Source organism: Roseobacter sp. HKCCA0434 (assembly GCF_032464675.1).
GTDB lineage: Bacteria > Pseudomonadota > Alphaproteobacteria > Rhodobacterales > Rhodobacteraceae > Pontivivens.
The window spans coordinates 21831-36755 of the sequence record NZ_JAWDKL010000021.1 but is presented as its reverse complement, the minus strand read 5'-3'; the positions used below and the strand labels follow the sequence as shown (position 1 = coordinate 36755).

Here is a 14925-nt window from a genome sequence, read left to right as displayed (position 1 = left end):
CGTCGCGCCCCAGATCGCTGCACCCGTCCCGGCCGACATTCCCGGACCGCGCCGAAACCCATACGCATCGACCTTCATACTGCACCAACGGAAGGGATCGCTCGGACAGCCTGTCATTCAGTCGAGAGGAACGACGGCACCGCGCCTCGCCGGCAACTCACCCCTCCATTCAAATACGTAGAGCTCCCGAACCTGCTCTCGATTGCCCTGGCGACCCGTCCGCCCCCGGTCAGGCACAAAATGCAAATCGCTCGGTCGTGGTCCAGAGGGCACCCCACCCGTCCCACCGAACCCCGTTCGCAGCAAGAATCGTCGTCCGGCCCGAAACCTGCCTTCGGACAGCCTGATACGCGCCCGCCCTTCCCGCACGTAGAAAGCCAATCGCCCGCCCCAACGCGAAGCACGTCCCGCCCTTCCCGCGCGGCCGGAACCGGGGCTCTCATCGAAACCCGCCTTCGGATTGGCTCAAATACTCGTCCGCCCCCGCCTCACGCGAAAGGTTAACGATCCGCGCGGCGCCCGCCATCTGCCATACGCGTGCCATACGCGTGCCATACGCATCGCAGACCGCGTTTTTCGGCGTTAACCAACGAAAAAGCCCCGGCGCGGCGGCCGGGGCTTTCTGCGAAATTCAGGCAAGTCGGGAAGGATCACTCCTCCGCCGCTTCCTCCTCGGCCACGCGCGCACGGTCGCCCGCGCCCTTCGCGCTCTCGTCGCGATCAACCAGCTCGATGATCGCCATCGGCGCCATGTCGCCATAGCGGAAACCGGCCTTCAGCACGCGGGAATAGCCGCCCGAGCGGTCCTTGTAGCGCTCGCCCAGCACGTCCATCAGCTTGGCGACGGCGGCGTCCTGCTTGATCTGCGAATGGGCCAGACGGCGCGCGTGCAGGTCGCCGCGCTTACCGAGCGTGATCAGCTTGTCGATGATCCGCTTGAGCTCCTTCGCCTTGGGCAGGGTCGTCTTGATCTGCTCGTGCTCGATCAGGGACGCGGCCATGTTCGCGAACATCGCCTTGCGGTGCTCGTGAGTGCGGTTGAGCTTGCGGTAACCATTACCGTGACGCATTTTTCGTATCCTTTTTCAATACTTTGTCCGGCGACCCATGCGTGCGGGACGCTCTCCTTGGTGGGGCGGGATTGCCCGTGGGCTTCCGGATTTCCCCGCGGGGAAATCCGGGATCACCCGATCAGAACTGGTCTTCGTACTTCTTGGCCAGGTCCTCGATGTTCTCGGGCGGCCAGTCGACGATGTCCATGCCGAGGTGCAGACCCATGCCGGTCAGCACTTCCTTGATCTCGTTCAGCGACTTGCGGCCGAAGTTCGGGGTGCGCAGCATCTCCGCTTCGGTCTTCTGGATCAGGTCGCCGATATAGACGATGTTGTCGTTCTTCAGGCAGTTCGCCGACCGGACCGACAGTTCCAGCTCGTCCACCTTCTTGAGCAGAAGCGGGTTGAACTCCAGATCGTCCTCTTCCTCGGCGCGGGTCGCGGCCTCGGGCTCGTCGAAGTTGACGAAGACGTTGAGCTGGTCCTGCAGGATGCGCGCGGCATAGGCGATCGCGTCCTCGGGGGTGATCGAGCCGTCCGTCTCGACGTTCAGCGTCAGCTTGTCATAGTCGAGCACCTGCCCTTCGCGCGTCGGCTCCACCTTGTAGGAGACCTTGCGCACGGGCGAGTAGAGCGCATCGACCGAGATCAGGCCGATCGGCGCGTCCTCGGGGCGGTTCTTGTCGGCGGCGACGTAGCCCTTCCCGTTCTCCACGGTCAGTTCCATGTAGACGCTGGCGCCATCGTCGAGGTGGCAGATCACGTGGTCCTTGTTCAGAACCTCGATGCCCGCGCTCTCGGAGATGTCCGCAGCCGTCACCAGGCCCGGCCCCTTGGCCGAGATCGACAGGCGCTTGGGCCCGTCGACTTCCATCAGCAGCGCCACGCCCTTGAGGTTCAGCACGATGTCGGTCACGTCCTCGCGCACACCGGCGACGGAGGAGAACTCGTGCAGCACGCCGTCGATCTGGACGGAGGTGATCGCCGCACCCTGCAGCGAGCTCATCAGCACGCGGCGCAGCGCGTTGCCCAGCGTCAGGCCGAAGCCCCGCTCCAGCGGCTCGGCGGTGGCGGTGGCGAAACGCTTGGGATCGTTGCCCGGCTTGATGTCGAGCGCGTTGGGCCGGATGAGGGCCTGCCAGTTCTTGTGGATCATTATTGTATCCTCCATGCCAGTTTCCGGCGGGATCCGCTGCCGGGAACGCCCGAGGTCGTCACAAAGTCCGGGGGGTGGGCCCGAACGGGAATGGGCGCGGGCGGGAAACCCCGCTCGCACCCGTCATTCACTGTCCGAAGATCAGACGCGGCGGCGCTTCGGCGGGCGGCAGCCATTGTGCGCGATCGGGGTCACGTCACGGATCGCCGTGATGGTGAAGCCGATGGCGCTCAGCGCACGCAGCGCGCTCTCGCGGCCGGAGCCGGGGCCCTGCACCTCGACGTCGAGCGTGCGCATCCCGTGCTCCTGCGCCTTGCGGCCGGCATCCTCCGCGGCAACCTGGGCGGCATAGGGGGTCGACTTGCGCGATCCCTTGAAGCCCATCGTGCCCGAGGAGGACCACGCGATGGCGTTGCCCTGCGCGTCCGAGATCAGGATCTTGGTGTTGTTGAACGAAGAGTTCACATGCGCGACGCCTGCCGAGATGTTCTTGGAGACCTTCTTCTTCGCGCGAATCTTGTCACGTGCCATTGATACGGTCCTCCCTTACTTCTTCTTGCCGGCAATCGGGCGTGCGGGGCCCTTGCGCGTGCGTGCATTGGTGTGGGTCCGCTGACCGCGCACCGGAAGGCCGCGACGATGGCGCAGGCCGCGATAGCAGCCGAGGTCCATCAGACGCTTCACGTTCATCGAGTTCTCGCGACGCAGGTCGCCCTCGACGGTGTAGTTCGCATCGATGTGCTCGCGCAGCTTGAGCGCGTCCGCGTCGCTCAGCTCGTTCACGCGGGAGGTCGGCTCGACGCCGGTCGCCTCGCAGATCTCGACGGCGGCGCTGCGGCCGATGCCGTGGATATAGGTGAGAGCGATCTGCACCTGCTTGTTCGTGGGGATGTTAACGCCTGCAATACGCGCCAAGGATAGTCTCCAGTCCGGTTGCGGTTCCGTAACGCCAGAACCTTTTTTCACAACGAAGGACCATCGCCAGGATTGCCGATGGTCCGTTAGGCGCGACGAGTGCCGTACCTGATTCTCCCAATTCGTCGGGGAGGCGTGCCTTATAGCGGATTTCCGCCGGTGGTCAATGCCCCTCGGGATCAGCCTCCGATGGCCTCGGCCACGCGGGCTTTCACCTCGTCGATGGCGCCCAGACCGTCGATCGAGCGCAGCTTGCCATTGGCGTAGTAGTACCCGATCAGCGGCGAGGTCTCGCGGTAATAGGTCATCAGACGATTGCGCATCGAGCTCTCGTTGTCGTCGGCGCGCCGCGTGAACTCGGTATGCCCGCACTTCACGCACTTGCCGTCCGCCGGGATCGGCTTCGTCACGTCGTGATAGACCTCGCCGCAATTGGCGCAGGTCGCGCGGCCCGTGACGCGCGCGATCAGCGCCTCGTCGTCGACCTTCATCTCGACCACGGCGTCGAGCGTGCGGCCATGCTTGTCGAGCAACTCGGTCAGCGCGTCGGCCTGGGCCAGCGTGCGGGGGAAGCCGTCGAAGATGAAGCCGGTGCCAGCCCCGTGCGCCTCGATCTGCTCGCCGATCAGGCCGATGACGATCTCGTCGGTGACGAGGTCCCCGCGCGCCATCACGTCGGCGACGCGGTTGCCCATCTCGGTGCCCGAGCTCTTCGCCGCGCGCAGCATGTCGCCGGTGGAGAGTTGGACGAGACCCCGCTCCTCGACCAGGGTTCGGGCTTGGGTGCCTTTACCGGCGCCCGGCGGGCCAAGCAGGATAATATTCATCAGTGACGTCCCAGAGTTCTTTTCTTGCGTGCACCTTTACCACCCAGCTTCGATTTTTCAATGAGGCTTTCGTACTGGTGGGCGAGAAGATGGCTCTGCACCTGGCTGACCGTATCCATCGAGACCGACACGACGATCAACAGCGAGGTGCCTCCGAAGTAGAACGGCAGCGCCAGTTGCGAGATCAGCAGCTCGGGCAGCAGGCAGACCGCGGTCAGGTAGGCCGAGCCGATGACCAGCAGGCGCGTCACGACGTAGTCGAGATATTCCGCCGTCCGCTTGCCGGGCCGGATGCCGGGCACGAAGCCGCCCTGCTTCTTGAGGTTGTCGGCCACGTCCTCGGTCTTGAACGCCACGTTCGCCGTGTAGAAATAGGCGAAGAACACGATCATCGACCCGAAGAACAAGAGGTTCAGCGGCTGCCCCCGGCCCAGATAGGCGGACACGTAGCTCAGCGCACCGCCCCCGCTCTCGGAGGAGAAGGTCGCGACGGTCTGCGGCAGCAGCAGCAGCGACGAGGCGAAGATCGCGGGGATCACGCCTGCGGGGTTCAGCTTGATGGGCAGGTGAGAGCTCTCGCCGCCATACATCTTGTTACCGACCTGGCGGCGCGGATACTGGATGTGAACCTTCCGAAGCGCCCGCTCCATGAACACGACGAAGGCGATCACGGCGATCGCCATGACGATCACGCCCAGCACCACCGGGGTGGAGATTGCGCCGGTCCGACCCGCTTCGAGGAACTGCGCGATCGCCGCCGGAAGCTCGGCGATGATGCCCACGAAGATGATCAGCGAGATCCCGTTGCCGATGCCGCGCGCGGTGATCTGCTCACCCAGCCACATCAGGAACATGGTGCCGCCAACCAGCGTGATGACGGTCGAGGCGCGGAAGAACCAGCCCGGATCGAGCGCGATGCCGCTCGTCTCCAGCCCCACGGCGATGCCGTAGCCCTGGAACAGCGCCAGCAGCACCGTGCCGTAGCGGGTGTACTGGTTGATCTTGCGGCGTCCCTGCTCGCCCTCCTTCTTCAGCTGCTCCAGGCTCGGCACCATGGCCGTCAGAAGCTGCACGATGATCGAGGCGGAGATATAGGGCATGATGCCGAGCGCGAAGACCGCGCCCCGGCTGATCGCGCCGCCGGTGAACATGTTGACGAGCCCGCCGATCCCGGCCTGCGCGCTCTGGAAGAATTCGCGCAGTTGCACGATATCCAGCCCCGGAACGGGGACGTAGGTGCCGATGCGATAGACGATGAGTAGCGCGAGGGCGAAGACGATGCGCTGTTGCAGTTCCTTGGCCTTGCCGAAGGTGCTCCAGCTCATGTTCGCGGCCATCTGTTCCGCTGCGGATGCCATGGGGCCCCTCCATGAGAGCGCCGCCGAACCGGATGGCTCAGGCGGCGCGAAAGTTCAGGTGCTAGATGTAGAGGGCGGGGACCGCCCCCACAACCGTCATTCCGCCGCAGCGTCCGCCGCGGGGGCGGTAATGGTGACGGAACCGCCCGCCTTCTCGACCGCCTCGACGGCGCCTTTGGAGGCGCCGGTGACGGCCAGCTTGACCGCGGTGCTCAGCTCACCCTTGGCCAGCAGGCGCACGCCGTCGCGCTTGCGACGCACGAGACCGGAGGCGACCAGCGCGTCCTCGTCGATGTCATTTTTCGCGTCGAGCTTGCCCGCATCCACGAATTTCTGGATCAGGCCGATATTGACGACGGCGTATTTCTTGGGGTTCGGCACGTTGAAGCCGCGCTTGGGCAGCCGCTGGTAGAGCGGCATCTGGCCGCCCTCGTAGGCGTTGATCGCCACGCCCGAACGGGATTTCTGACCCTTGATACCACGGCCACCCATCTTGCCCTTGCCGGAGCCGGGGCCGCGACCCACGCGGGTCCGCTTCTTGGTCGCGCCGGGATTGTCGCGCAGTTCGTTGAGTTTCATGTCGCTCTCCTTTGCCGGATGCGCCCACCGAGCGATATGCGGGGACCACGGCTTGTCTACAGATTCGTAAGCGGCTGACGCCACCGGGGGGCTATACGTAAGCGCCCCCGATCTTGCAAGCCTCCTACGCCTTTACGGCAATCAGAAATGGCCTTTACGGCAATCAGAAATGGCATCCTAGCTGTTGCCGAGTATGCGCGCACGCATCGATGACAGCCGACCCTCCACCGAATTTCGGCTTCCGGAAAAATTTGCGGGATTGATAATAACGATACGAAGCGTCCGCTTGCCGCTCCCCGATGACGTAAGCTCAGCTTGCGCGACGTACTGGAGGTTTTCGGCCCAGCTCGAGGGCGCTCCCAGCGATTCAGCGAACTCGACCAATTCATCCCCATGCGCCTCGTCGTAGATCAAGACGAACACATCGGGTGACATTGGATCTTCCAGATCGCTGTCGAAGTCATCCTCTTCGAGAATGGCGTGTCCTGCATAGAAGGGGATCTCGGTCGTGATATTTCCCTCTACGAACCAAGTCACAGTTGGTTTGGATCGAAACTTGGAGCTGATCCACTCGCTACCGCCTTGGCTCAGGAAGAAGAAGACTGCGGCAATGACAAGCGCCGCAAGAGGGTTGTGCAGCAGTCCTGCGGCTCTCGTTTTCACGCGACTCGTCCTCCAAAAACCAAACGGGCGGCACCTTGGTACCGCCCGTTCGACTATCGATCTGTGCGAAAGCTCACGCCTTCTCTTCGACGATCTCCACCATGTGGGGGATCTTCGCGATCATGCCGCGCACGGCCGGGGTGTCTTCCAGCTCGCGCGTCTTGTGCATCTTGTTCAGCCCCAAGCCCTTGAGTGTGGCGAGCTGATCCTTCGGGCGGCGGATCGGGGAGCCGATCTGCTTGACGACGATGGTTGCCATGATCTCAGGCCTCCGCGGTTTCTTCGACCGTCTGGGTCGAGCTGTTTGCCGCGTCGTCCGCCTTGGGCAGGATGTCGGCCACCTTCTTGCCGCGACGCTGCGCGACCGAGCGGGGGGACGATTCCTTGCGAAGCCCGTCGAGCGTCGCGCGGATCATGTTGTAGGGGTTCTGGGACCCGGTGGACTTGGCCACCACGTCCTGGACGCCCAGCATCTCGAACACGGCGCGCATCGGGCCGCCCGCGATGATGCCCGTACCTTGCGGTGCGGTGCGCATCACGACCTTGCCCGCGCCATGACGGCCCTGCATGTCGTGGTGCAGCGTCCGGCCCTCGCGCAGCGGAACGCGGATCATCGCGCGCTTCGCGCTCTCGGTCGCCTTGCGGATCGCCTCGGGAACCTCGCGGGCCTTACCCTTGCCGAAGCCGACACGGCCCTTCTGATCCCCCACGACCACCAGAGCCGCGAAGCCGAAGCGCTTACCGCCCTTCACCGTCTTCGAGACCCGGTTGATCGCGACGAGGCGATCGGCGAATTCCGGGTTTTCGTCGCGATCGCGACCGCCCCGGCGATTGTCTTCACGTGCCATTATCGCCTCCTATCAGAACTTCAGGCCGCCCTCGCGGGCCGCATCCGCGAGCGCCTTGACCTTCCCGTGGAACAGGAAGCCACCGCGGTCGAAATAGACGTCTTCGACGCCCTTTTCCTTCGCCCGCTCGGCGATCGCGGCGCCGACCTTCGCGGACGCCTCGACATTATTCTTGCCCACGACACCCAGGCCCGGCTCCAGCGAGGAGGCGGAGGCCAGGGTCACGCCCTGCGCATCGTCGATGATCTGCACCGAGATGTTCTTGGACGAGCGGTGGACGCTCAGGCGGGGACGGCCGTTCGCCGTCTTCCGCAGTTTGTTCCGGACGCGCAGGCGGCGCTTCTGGAACAGTTCACGTTTGCTGTTCGCCATCTGTCGCGCTCCTTACTTCTTCTTCCCTTCCTTACGGAAGATAAATTCATCTTTGTATTTGATGCCTTTACCTTTGTAAGGTTCGGGTTTGCGCCATTCACGGATATTCGCGGCAACCTGCCCGACGAGCTGCTGGTCGATGCCCTCGACCTTCAGTTCCGTGGGCTTGGCCGCGGTGATCGTGACCCCGTCGGGGATCTCGAAGTCGACGTCGTGGCTGTAGCCGAGCGCCAGCTTCAGGGTCTTGCCCTGGACCTGCGCACGGTAGCCGACACCGTTGATCTCCAGCTCCTTGGAGAACCCGTCCGTCACGCCGGTCACGAGGTTCGCGACTTGCGTGCGGGACATGCCCCATTGCTGGCGCGCGCGCTTGGACTTGCCACGCGGCGTCACGGTGACGGTGTTGTCCTCGACCTTGAGGTCCACATCGTCGGTGGCGGTGAAGCTGCGGGTGCCCTTGGGCCCCTTCACCTCGATGGTCTGACCGGACACGGAGGCGGAGACGCCACCGGGCAGGTCGATCGGCTTCTTTCCGATACGAGACATTGCCTGTCCTCCCTCAGAATACGGTGCAGAGCACTTCGCCGCCGACATTGGCGGAGCGTGCCTGCGCGTCGGACATGACGCCGCGGGGGGTGGAGACGATGGCCACGCCCAGGCCCTGACGGACCTGCGGGATGTCCTTGACGCCCGAGTACACGCGACGGCCGGGGGTGGAGACGCGCTTGAGTTCGCGGATCACCGGCTCGCCATCGAAATACTTGAGCTCGATGCGCAGGGCCGGGTGGCCGTCGGCACCGTCGACTTTCTCGTAGCCGCGGATGTAGCCCTCGGACTCGAGCACGTCGAGCACCCAGGCCCGGACCTTGGACGCGGGCGAGACCACCGAGGTCTTGCCGCGCATCTGCGCGTTGCGGATGCGGGTCAGCATATCGCCGAGAGGATCGTTCATCGACATATCGTAATCCTCCTTACCAGCTCGACTTGACCATGCCGGGGATCTGCCCGATCGAGGCATAATCCCGCAGCGCGATCCGGCTCATCTTCAGCTTACGGTAGTAAGCCTTCGGACGACCGGTCACCTGGCAACGGTTGTTCAGACGGGTGGGCGAGGAGTTGCGGGGCAGCTTGGCAAGCTGCATCCGCGCCTTGAAACGCTCGGCCCGGTCCAGGTTTTCGTCATTCGCGCGCTCTTTGAGCTCAGCGCGCTTGGCGGCATATTTCGCGACGAGACGCTCGCGCTTCTTCTGCCGCTCGATCATGGATTTCTTCGCCATAACTCTTCCTCGCGGCTTTAGTTGGTGAAGGGCATGTTGAAATGCTTCAACAGCGCCTTGGCTTCGGCATCGGTCTCCGCGGTGGTGCAGATGACGATGTCCATGCCCCACATCTGGTCGACCTGGTCGAAGTTGATCTCGGGGAACACGATGTGCTCCTTCAGGCCCATGGCGTAGTTGCCACGACCGTCGAAGCTCTTGCCCGAGACGCCACGGAAGTCACGCACGCGCGGCAGCGCGATGGTGATCAGGCGATCGAGGAAGTCGTACATGCGGTCGCCGCGCAGGGTGACCTTCGTGCCGAGCGGCATCTCTTCACGGACCTTGAAGCCGGCGATCGACTTCTTGGCCTTGTTGATGACCGGCTTCTGGCCCGCGATCTTCATCAGATCGTCATGTGCGGACTTGATCTTCTTGCTGTCCGCGACGGCCTCGCCGACGCCCATGTTCAGGACGACCTTGTCGAGGCGCGGGATCTGCATGTCGTTCTTGTAGGAGAATTCCTCCTTCAGAGCGGGGCGGATCGTCTCGCGGTACTGCGTCTTCAGACGCGGGGTGTAGGACGCGGCATCAAGCATCGAGCTTCTCCCCGGATTTCTTGGCGAAGCGGACCTTCTTGCCGTCTTCCATGCGGAAGCCGACGCGGGTCGGGCCGCCGTCCTTCGGGTCGACCAGGGCCAGATTGCTCAGCTGGATCGGCATCTCTTTCGAGATCCGGCCGCCTTGCGTGTTCTGGGTCTGGCGGGTGTGGCGGATCGCGACGTTCACGCCGGACACGGTGGCCTTGCCATCCTTGGGCATGACGGCGGTGATTTCGCCTTCCTTGCCCTTGTCCTTGCCGGCGAGCACGACGACCTTGTCGCCCTTGCGGAGTTTCGCAGCCATCACAGCACCTCCGGTGCGAGCGAGATGATCTTCATGAAGTTCTTCGAACGCAGTTCGCGCACGACCGGCCCGAAGATACGGGTGCCGACGGGCTCGTTCGAATTGTTCAGGATCACCGCGGCGTTGCGGTCGAAGCGGATGGCGGTGCCGTCTTCGCGGCGCACTTCCTTGGCGGTGCGAACGACGACGGCCTTGCGGACGTCACCCTTCTTCACGCGACCGCGCGGAATGGCCTCTTTCACGGACACCACGATGATATCGCCGACGCTCGCGTATTTACGCTTGGCGCCGCCGAGAACCTTGATGCACTGCACCCGGCGCGCGCCGGAGTTGTCAGCGACATCCAGATTCGTCTGCATCTGGATCATTTGGTTTCTCCCGACCTGAGGGGACGCGGCCCCTCGGTTTCGCTAAGTCTTATTCGGCCGAAGCGGAGGCTTCGGTGAACACTTCCCAACGCTTGGTCTTGGACCGCGGTGCGCATTCGATGATGCGGACCGTGTCGCCGACCTTGTAGGCGTTGTCTTCGTCATGCGCGCGGTACTTCTTGGACGCGCGCACGGTCTTGTGGAGCAGCGGGTGGGTGTAGCGACGCTCGACGAGGACCGTGATGGTCTGGTCGTTCTTGTCGCTGGTCACGGTGCCCTGGAGAATACGCTTAGGCATCGATCACTCCTCGCTGGCCGCGGCTGCGGCTTTCTCGTTCAGGATGGTGTTCACGCGGGCGACGTCGCGGCGGACGGTGCGCATGCGTGCGGTGTTCTCCAGCTGGCCCGTGGCCCCCTGGAAGCGGAGGTTAAAGGCCTCCTTCTTCAGCGCGACCAGCTGCTCACGCAGCTCGTCGGGCGTCTTGTCGCGAAGTTCAGCGGCGTTCATCGCCATTTCCTTTCAACAATCATCGGAGAGCTCCGGCCGCGCCGGATCACCCTGATTCCGATGGAGTAGGTGATAGAGCGGCCCCAATACGGGGGATTGCGCGCTGGCGCAACCCTTTTCCCCGCGCCAGTGGCGTAAGCCGCGCATCGCCGGGCCGCGGTGCGGCGATCCTACCGTCGAGCATGGCACTTTATGCCCGCAAAGCCCGCGACACCTATCGGCGTCATGCCTCCATCAGCCAAATCGCCGTGCCGGGGGGCGGCCCGGCGATGCGCGGCGGGCTACGCCCTTGATTCCGCGCTTGTCTGCACCTCCAAACGAAAAGACCCCCGCCGATGGCGAGGGCCTCATTCTCATGCAAGCCGTCCGGCCTTACCAGTCTTCGCGCTCGACGAAGCGGCACTTCACGGGGAGCTTCATCGCGGCGAGGCGCAGGGCCTCGCGGGCGATTTCCTCGTTCACGCCGTCGATCTCGAACATCACGCGGCCGGGCTTCACCTTGGCCGCCCAGTAATCGACCGAGCCCTTACCCTTACCCATCCGGACCTCGGTGGGCTTCGACGTGACGGGCACGTCGGGGAAGATGCGGATCCACACGCGGCCCTGACGCTTCATGTGGCGCGTCATGGCCCGACGGGCGGCTTCGATCTGGCGGGCGGTGACACGCTCGGGCGTGGTCGCCTTCAGGCCGTACTGGCCGAAGGTCAGGGTGGAGCCACCCTTCGCCTCGCCGTGGATCCGGCCCTTCTGCTGCTTGCGGTACTTCGTGCGCTTTGGCGAAAGCATCTCGTCTCTCCTCTACGCCTACTCAGCGGTCGCGACCGCCGGGACGACCGCCGGGGCGGCCACCGGATTGCAGTTCTTCGTGACGACGGTCACGCGCGGAGGGATCGTGCTCCATGATCTCGCCTTTGAAGATCCAGACCTTGATCCCGATGATGCCGTAGGCGGTCATGCCCTCGACATGCGCGTAATCGATGTCGGCCCGCAGGGTGTGCAGGGGCACGCGGCCCTCGCGATACCACTCGGTCCGAGCGATCTCGGCACCGCCCAGACGGCCGGCCGCGTTGATCCGGATGCCGAGCGCACCCATGCGCATGGCGTTCTGCACCGCGCGCTTCAGCGCCCGGCGGAAGGACACCCGACGCTCGAGCTGCTGGGCGATGTTCTCGGCCACCAGGCGTGCGTCGATCTCGGGCTTGCGGACCTCGACGATGTTGAGGTGCAGCTCGCTATCGGTCAGCTTCGACAGCTCGCGGCGCAGGCTTTCGATGTCCGCGCCCTTCTTGCCAATGATGACGCCCGGACGGGCCGCATGGATCGTGACGCGGCACTTGCGGTGCGGGCGCTCGATGATGATGCGGCTGATGCCGGCGGCGGTCTGGTGCTTGTGGATGTACTCGCGGATCGCGATATCCTCATGCAGCAGGTTTCCGTATTCCTTGGTGTCCGCGTACCAGCGGCTGTCCCAGGTACGGTTGACCTGCAGGCGCAGGCCGATCGGGTTTACCTTGTTTCCCATCAGGCTTGCTCCTCTTCTGCACTGACCTGGCGCACCTTGATCGTGACCTGGCTGAACGGCTTCAGGATCCGACCGAAACGGCCACGCGCACGCGGGCGACCGCGCTTCATGACCAGGTTCTTGCCGACATAGGCTTCCGCGACGATCAGCTCGTCGACGTCGAGGCCGTGGTTGTTCTCGGCATTGGCGATCGCGGACTGAAGGGTCTTCTTCACGTCGGCGGCGATGCGCTTCTTGGAGAAGGTCAGGTCCGTCAGCGCCTTGTCGACCGGCTTGTTCCGGATCATCTGGGCTACGAGGTTGAGCTTCTGCGGCGAGGTGCGCAGCATCGAGGAGATCGCGATCGCCTCGTTATCCGCCGCGCGGCGGGGGTTCTTGGACTGTCCCATGATTACTTCCGCTTCGCTTTCTTGTCCGCCGCGTGGCCGTAATAGGTCCGCGTGGGGGAATACTCACCGAATTTCTGACCGATCATCTCCTCGGTGACGGACACCGGGATATGCTTCTTGCCGTTGTAGACACCGAAGGTCAGGCCGACGAATTGCGGCAGGATGGTCGAGCGACGCGACCAGATCTTGATGACGTCGTTGCGACCGGATTCGCGCGCTTTCTCGGCCTTCTTCAGGACGTAGCTGTCGACGAACGGGCCTTTCCAGACTGAACGTGCCATGTGTCAGGCCTCCTTATTTCTTGCGCTGGTGGCGCGACCGCAGGATGTACTTGTCGGTCGTCTTGTTGGTGCGGGTGCGGGCACCCTTGGTCGGCTTGCCCCACGGGGTCACCGGGTGGCGACCACCCGAGGTCCGGCCTTCACCACCACCATGCGGGTGATCGATCGGGTTCATGACGACGCCGCGGACGGAGGGGCGGATGCCCTTGTGCCGGTTGCGGCCTGCCTTGCCGAGGTTCTGGTTCGAGTGATCGGGGTTCGAGACCGCGCCCACCGTCGCCATGCATTCCTGGCGCACCATCCGCAGCTCGCCCGAGGACAGGCGGATCTGCGCGTAGCCGCCGTCACGGCCGACGAACTGGGCATAGGTGCCTGCCGAGCGCGCGATCTGGCCGCCCTTGCCGGGCTTCAGCTCGATGTTGTGGACGATGGTGCCGATCGGCATGCCGGTGAAGGGCATCGCGTTGCCGGGCTTCACGTCGACCTTGGCACCCGCGACGACCATGTCGCCGACCGCGAGGCGCTGCGGGGCCAGGATGTAGGCCTGCTCGCCATCGGTGTATTTCAGGAGCGCGATGAACGCGGTCCGGTTGGGATCGTACTCGATCCGCTCGACCGCGGCGGACACGTCGAACTTGCGACGCTTGAAGTCCACGATCCGGTAGAGACGCTTCGCCCCGCCGCCCTTGCGGCGCATCGTGATACGTCCGGTGTTGTTCCGGCCACCGTTCTTGGTCAGACCCTCGGTGAGGGACTTGACCGGACGGCCTTTCCACAGCTCCGAACGGTCGATCAGCACCAGCCCGCGCTGGCCCGGCGTCGTCGGCTTATACGACTTGAGTGCCATGCTTTCTGTCTTCCGTCTAGCAATGCGGGGCGCGTGGCCCCGCTATGGTTGAGAGGCCCGCGCGATGTACGGCGACCCTCCGCTTTATAGGGCCCCGAAGGTCCCCGATGATTCGTCACGAAAACAAAGCCCCGGACGAATCCGGGGCTGCTTCCGATGGGGTCGTGTAGGGGAGACCGGCTGCAGGGTCAAGGGCGGCGGGCGGAATACTGCCGTGGCTCGCGTCGCACCACCCACGAGCCGCGCATTGCCGGGCCGCAGCGCGGCGATCCGCGGCCCGAGCATGGCTGGCAAACGATCCGCTCCCACCCTCCTCCGCGACAAACTCACCATGACAGATGCCACCAGAGGTCAGTTCGCCCGCAAGCCGCGCATCGCCGGGCCGCGGTGCGGCGATCCTCGGCCCGAGCATGGCACTTTATATCAGCCAAGTCCGCAAAACCTCACCGCCGCGCGCGACATCAACCAAATCGCCGGGCCGGGGGGGCGGCCCGGCGATGCGCGGCGCCTTCGGCTTGACTCCGCGCGGGAAGACGCGACAAACGATGCTGCAAGATGCACGTCGTTCAGCCGATATCGACTCCAGTGTGTTTCTCTATCTGCGTTTTGAGTAAACCCTTAGCCAGCTGTCCCAGAAGCTCCAAGCCAGCTCCACCAGCCTTCGAGGCACCACGCTTAGCCATTTCCCAAATCTCTGGGTCTCTGACGTTGTCCAGAAATTCATAGCCAGACCATGTGATGTTCGCGTCGAACCACTCGCCGTCCAGCGTCCGCTCAAACTTAGCAAAACCAGCTTCTTCCAGCAGCTCCAGATGGCGGGCCAACTCTTCCGCCTCGGTGTCGTCTAATGCTTCTTCCTCCGATATTCCCAAGGCCTCCGCATGACTCTTGGGCAGGGCCTGAAAAGAAGTTCTCCCGTTCTCAATCTTCAGCAAAAGGTCACGGATCAGATCCATGTCACGTTTCATTCGAGGCCTCCTTACTCGTCCACATGCTCAATGCAATGCTCGACACTGATCAAGGGAGGACGTCATTCATTACAAGGCGGTAAAGGGAAGTTCGGGCTACCGCCCCACCC

25 protein-coding genes are annotated in these 14925 nt (G+C 64.0%); all 25 read right to left on the bottom strand.

The window, feature by feature from the left end; translation table 11 throughout:
• Positions 1-650: 650 nt before the first annotated feature.
• Positions 651-1070, bottom strand: coding sequence for a 50S ribosomal protein L17 (gene rplQ / locus RX333_RS13090; RefSeq protein ID WP_316015394.1), 420 nt, complete (start codon positions 1068-1070; stop codon positions 651-653).
• Between the two features lie 121 nt (positions 1071-1191).
• Positions 1192-2208 carry a DNA-directed RNA polymerase subunit alpha gene (locus tag RX333_RS13085; protein WP_316015393.1) on the bottom strand — a complete coding sequence of 339 codons (1017 nt, stop codon included), beginning with the start codon at positions 2206-2208 and terminating at the stop codon, positions 1192-1194.
• Between the two features lie 141 nt (positions 2209-2349).
• Positions 2350-2739 (bottom strand): 30S ribosomal protein S11, encoded by a 390-nt coding sequence (gene rpsK / locus RX333_RS13080; protein WP_316015392.1) that lies wholly within the window; start codon positions 2737-2739, stop codon positions 2350-2352.
• A 15-nt stretch (positions 2740-2754) separates the two neighbouring features.
• Positions 2755-3123 (bottom strand): 30S ribosomal protein S13, encoded by a 369-nt coding sequence (gene rpsM / locus RX333_RS13075; RefSeq protein ID WP_316015391.1) that lies wholly within the window; start codon positions 3121-3123, stop codon positions 2755-2757.
• Between the two features lie 179 nt (positions 3124-3302).
• A complete protein-coding gene (locus RX333_RS13070) occupies positions 3303-3950 on the bottom strand; it encodes an adenylate kinase (protein WP_316015390.1) in 648 nt (215 codons plus the stop codon).
• Positions 3950-5308 (bottom strand): preprotein translocase subunit SecY, encoded by a 1359-nt coding sequence (gene secY, locus RX333_RS13065; RefSeq protein WP_316015389.1) that lies wholly within the window; start codon positions 5306-5308, stop codon positions 3950-3952. The genes RX333_RS13070 and secY overlap by 1 nt, the downstream gene beginning before the upstream one ends.
• 96 nt (positions 5309-5404) lie before the next feature.
• Entirely contained in the window at positions 5405-5887 is a 483-nt protein-coding gene (rplO, locus tag RX333_RS13060) for a 50S ribosomal protein L15 (protein WP_316015388.1), read from the bottom strand.
• Positions 5888-6064: 177 nt separating this feature from the next.
• Positions 6065-6550, bottom strand: coding sequence for a hypothetical protein (locus tag RX333_RS13055; protein ID WP_316015387.1), 486 nt, complete (start codon positions 6548-6550; stop codon positions 6065-6067).
• Positions 6551-6623: 73 nt separating this feature from the next.
• Complete coding sequence (gene rpmD, locus RX333_RS13050) at positions 6624-6812, bottom strand: 50S ribosomal protein L30 (RefSeq protein ID WP_316015427.1); 189 nt, start codon at positions 6810-6812, stop codon at positions 6624-6626.
• A 1-nt stretch (position 6813) separates the two neighbouring features.
• Positions 6814-7398 carry a 30S ribosomal protein S5 gene (gene rpsE / locus RX333_RS13045; protein WP_316015386.1) on the bottom strand — a complete coding sequence of 195 codons (585 nt, stop codon included), beginning with the start codon at positions 7396-7398 and terminating at the stop codon, positions 6814-6816.
• A gap of 12 nt (positions 7399-7410) precedes the next feature.
• On the bottom strand, positions 7411-7770 hold the full coding sequence (rplR, locus tag RX333_RS13040; RefSeq protein WP_316015385.1) for a 50S ribosomal protein L18: 360 nt from the start codon (positions 7768-7770) through the stop codon (positions 7411-7413).
• A gap of 12 nt (positions 7771-7782) precedes the next feature.
• Positions 7783-8316 carry a 50S ribosomal protein L6 gene (gene rplF, locus RX333_RS13035; protein ID WP_316015384.1) on the bottom strand — a complete coding sequence of 178 codons (534 nt, stop codon included), beginning with the start codon at positions 8314-8316 and terminating at the stop codon, positions 7783-7785.
• Between the two features lie 13 nt (positions 8317-8329).
• Complete coding sequence (gene rpsH, locus RX333_RS13030; protein ID WP_316015383.1) at positions 8330-8728, bottom strand: 30S ribosomal protein S8; 399 nt, start codon at positions 8726-8728, stop codon at positions 8330-8332.
• A gap of 13 nt (positions 8729-8741) precedes the next feature.
• Positions 8742-9047, bottom strand: coding sequence for a 30S ribosomal protein S14 (gene rpsN / locus RX333_RS13025; protein ID WP_316015382.1), 306 nt, complete (start codon positions 9045-9047; stop codon positions 8742-8744).
• A 17-nt stretch (positions 9048-9064) separates the two neighbouring features.
• The gene (gene rplE / locus RX333_RS13020) at positions 9065-9625 is read right to left on the bottom strand and encodes a 50S ribosomal protein L5 (protein ID WP_316015381.1); all 561 of its coding nucleotides are present in this window, start codon (positions 9623-9625) and stop codon (positions 9065-9067) included.
• Positions 9618-9932 carry a 50S ribosomal protein L24 gene (gene rplX, locus RX333_RS13015; RefSeq protein WP_316015380.1) on the bottom strand — a complete coding sequence of 105 codons (315 nt, stop codon included), beginning with the start codon at positions 9930-9932 and terminating at the stop codon, positions 9618-9620. The genes rplE and rplX overlap by 8 nt, the downstream gene beginning before the upstream one ends.
• A complete protein-coding gene (gene rplN, locus RX333_RS13010; RefSeq protein ID WP_316015379.1) occupies positions 9932-10300 on the bottom strand; it encodes a 50S ribosomal protein L14 in 369 nt (122 codons plus the stop codon). The genes rplX and rplN overlap by 1 nt, the downstream gene beginning before the upstream one ends.
• Positions 10301-10349: 49 nt before the next feature.
• Positions 10350-10598 carry a 30S ribosomal protein S17 gene (rpsQ, locus tag RX333_RS13005; protein WP_316015378.1) on the bottom strand — a complete coding sequence of 83 codons (249 nt, stop codon included), beginning with the start codon at positions 10596-10598 and terminating at the stop codon, positions 10350-10352.
• 3 nt (positions 10599-10601) lie between these two features.
• On the bottom strand, positions 10602-10808 hold the full coding sequence (gene rpmC, locus RX333_RS13000; RefSeq protein WP_316015377.1) for a 50S ribosomal protein L29: 207 nt from the start codon (positions 10806-10808) through the stop codon (positions 10602-10604).
• Positions 10809-11180: 372 nt separating this feature from the next.
• Positions 11181-11594 carry a 50S ribosomal protein L16 gene (rplP, locus tag RX333_RS12995; RefSeq protein WP_316015376.1) on the bottom strand — a complete coding sequence of 138 codons (414 nt, stop codon included), beginning with the start codon at positions 11592-11594 and terminating at the stop codon, positions 11181-11183.
• Between the two features lie 22 nt (positions 11595-11616).
• A complete protein-coding gene (gene rpsC / locus RX333_RS12990) occupies positions 11617-12330 on the bottom strand; it encodes a 30S ribosomal protein S3 (protein WP_316015375.1) in 714 nt (237 codons plus the stop codon).
• Complete coding sequence (rplV, locus tag RX333_RS12985; RefSeq protein ID WP_316015374.1) at positions 12330-12719, bottom strand: 50S ribosomal protein L22; 390 nt, start codon at positions 12717-12719, stop codon at positions 12330-12332. The genes rpsC and rplV overlap by 1 nt, the downstream gene beginning before the upstream one ends.
• Before the next feature lie 2 nt (positions 12720-12721).
• A complete protein-coding gene (rpsS, locus tag RX333_RS12980; protein WP_316015373.1) occupies positions 12722-13000 on the bottom strand; it encodes a 30S ribosomal protein S19 in 279 nt (92 codons plus the stop codon).
• A 13-nt stretch (positions 13001-13013) separates the two neighbouring features.
• Positions 13014-13847: a 50S ribosomal protein L2 gene (gene rplB, locus RX333_RS12975; RefSeq protein WP_316015372.1), complete on the bottom strand. Its 834-nt coding sequence runs from the start codon at positions 13845-13847 to the stop codon at positions 13014-13016.
• Positions 13848-14413: 566 nt separating this feature from the next.
• Positions 14414-14815, bottom strand: a complete 402-nt coding sequence (locus RX333_RS12970; protein ID WP_316015371.1) for a DUF2513 domain-containing protein — start codon at positions 14813-14815, stop codon at positions 14414-14416.
• Positions 14816-14925 lie beyond the last annotated feature (110 nt).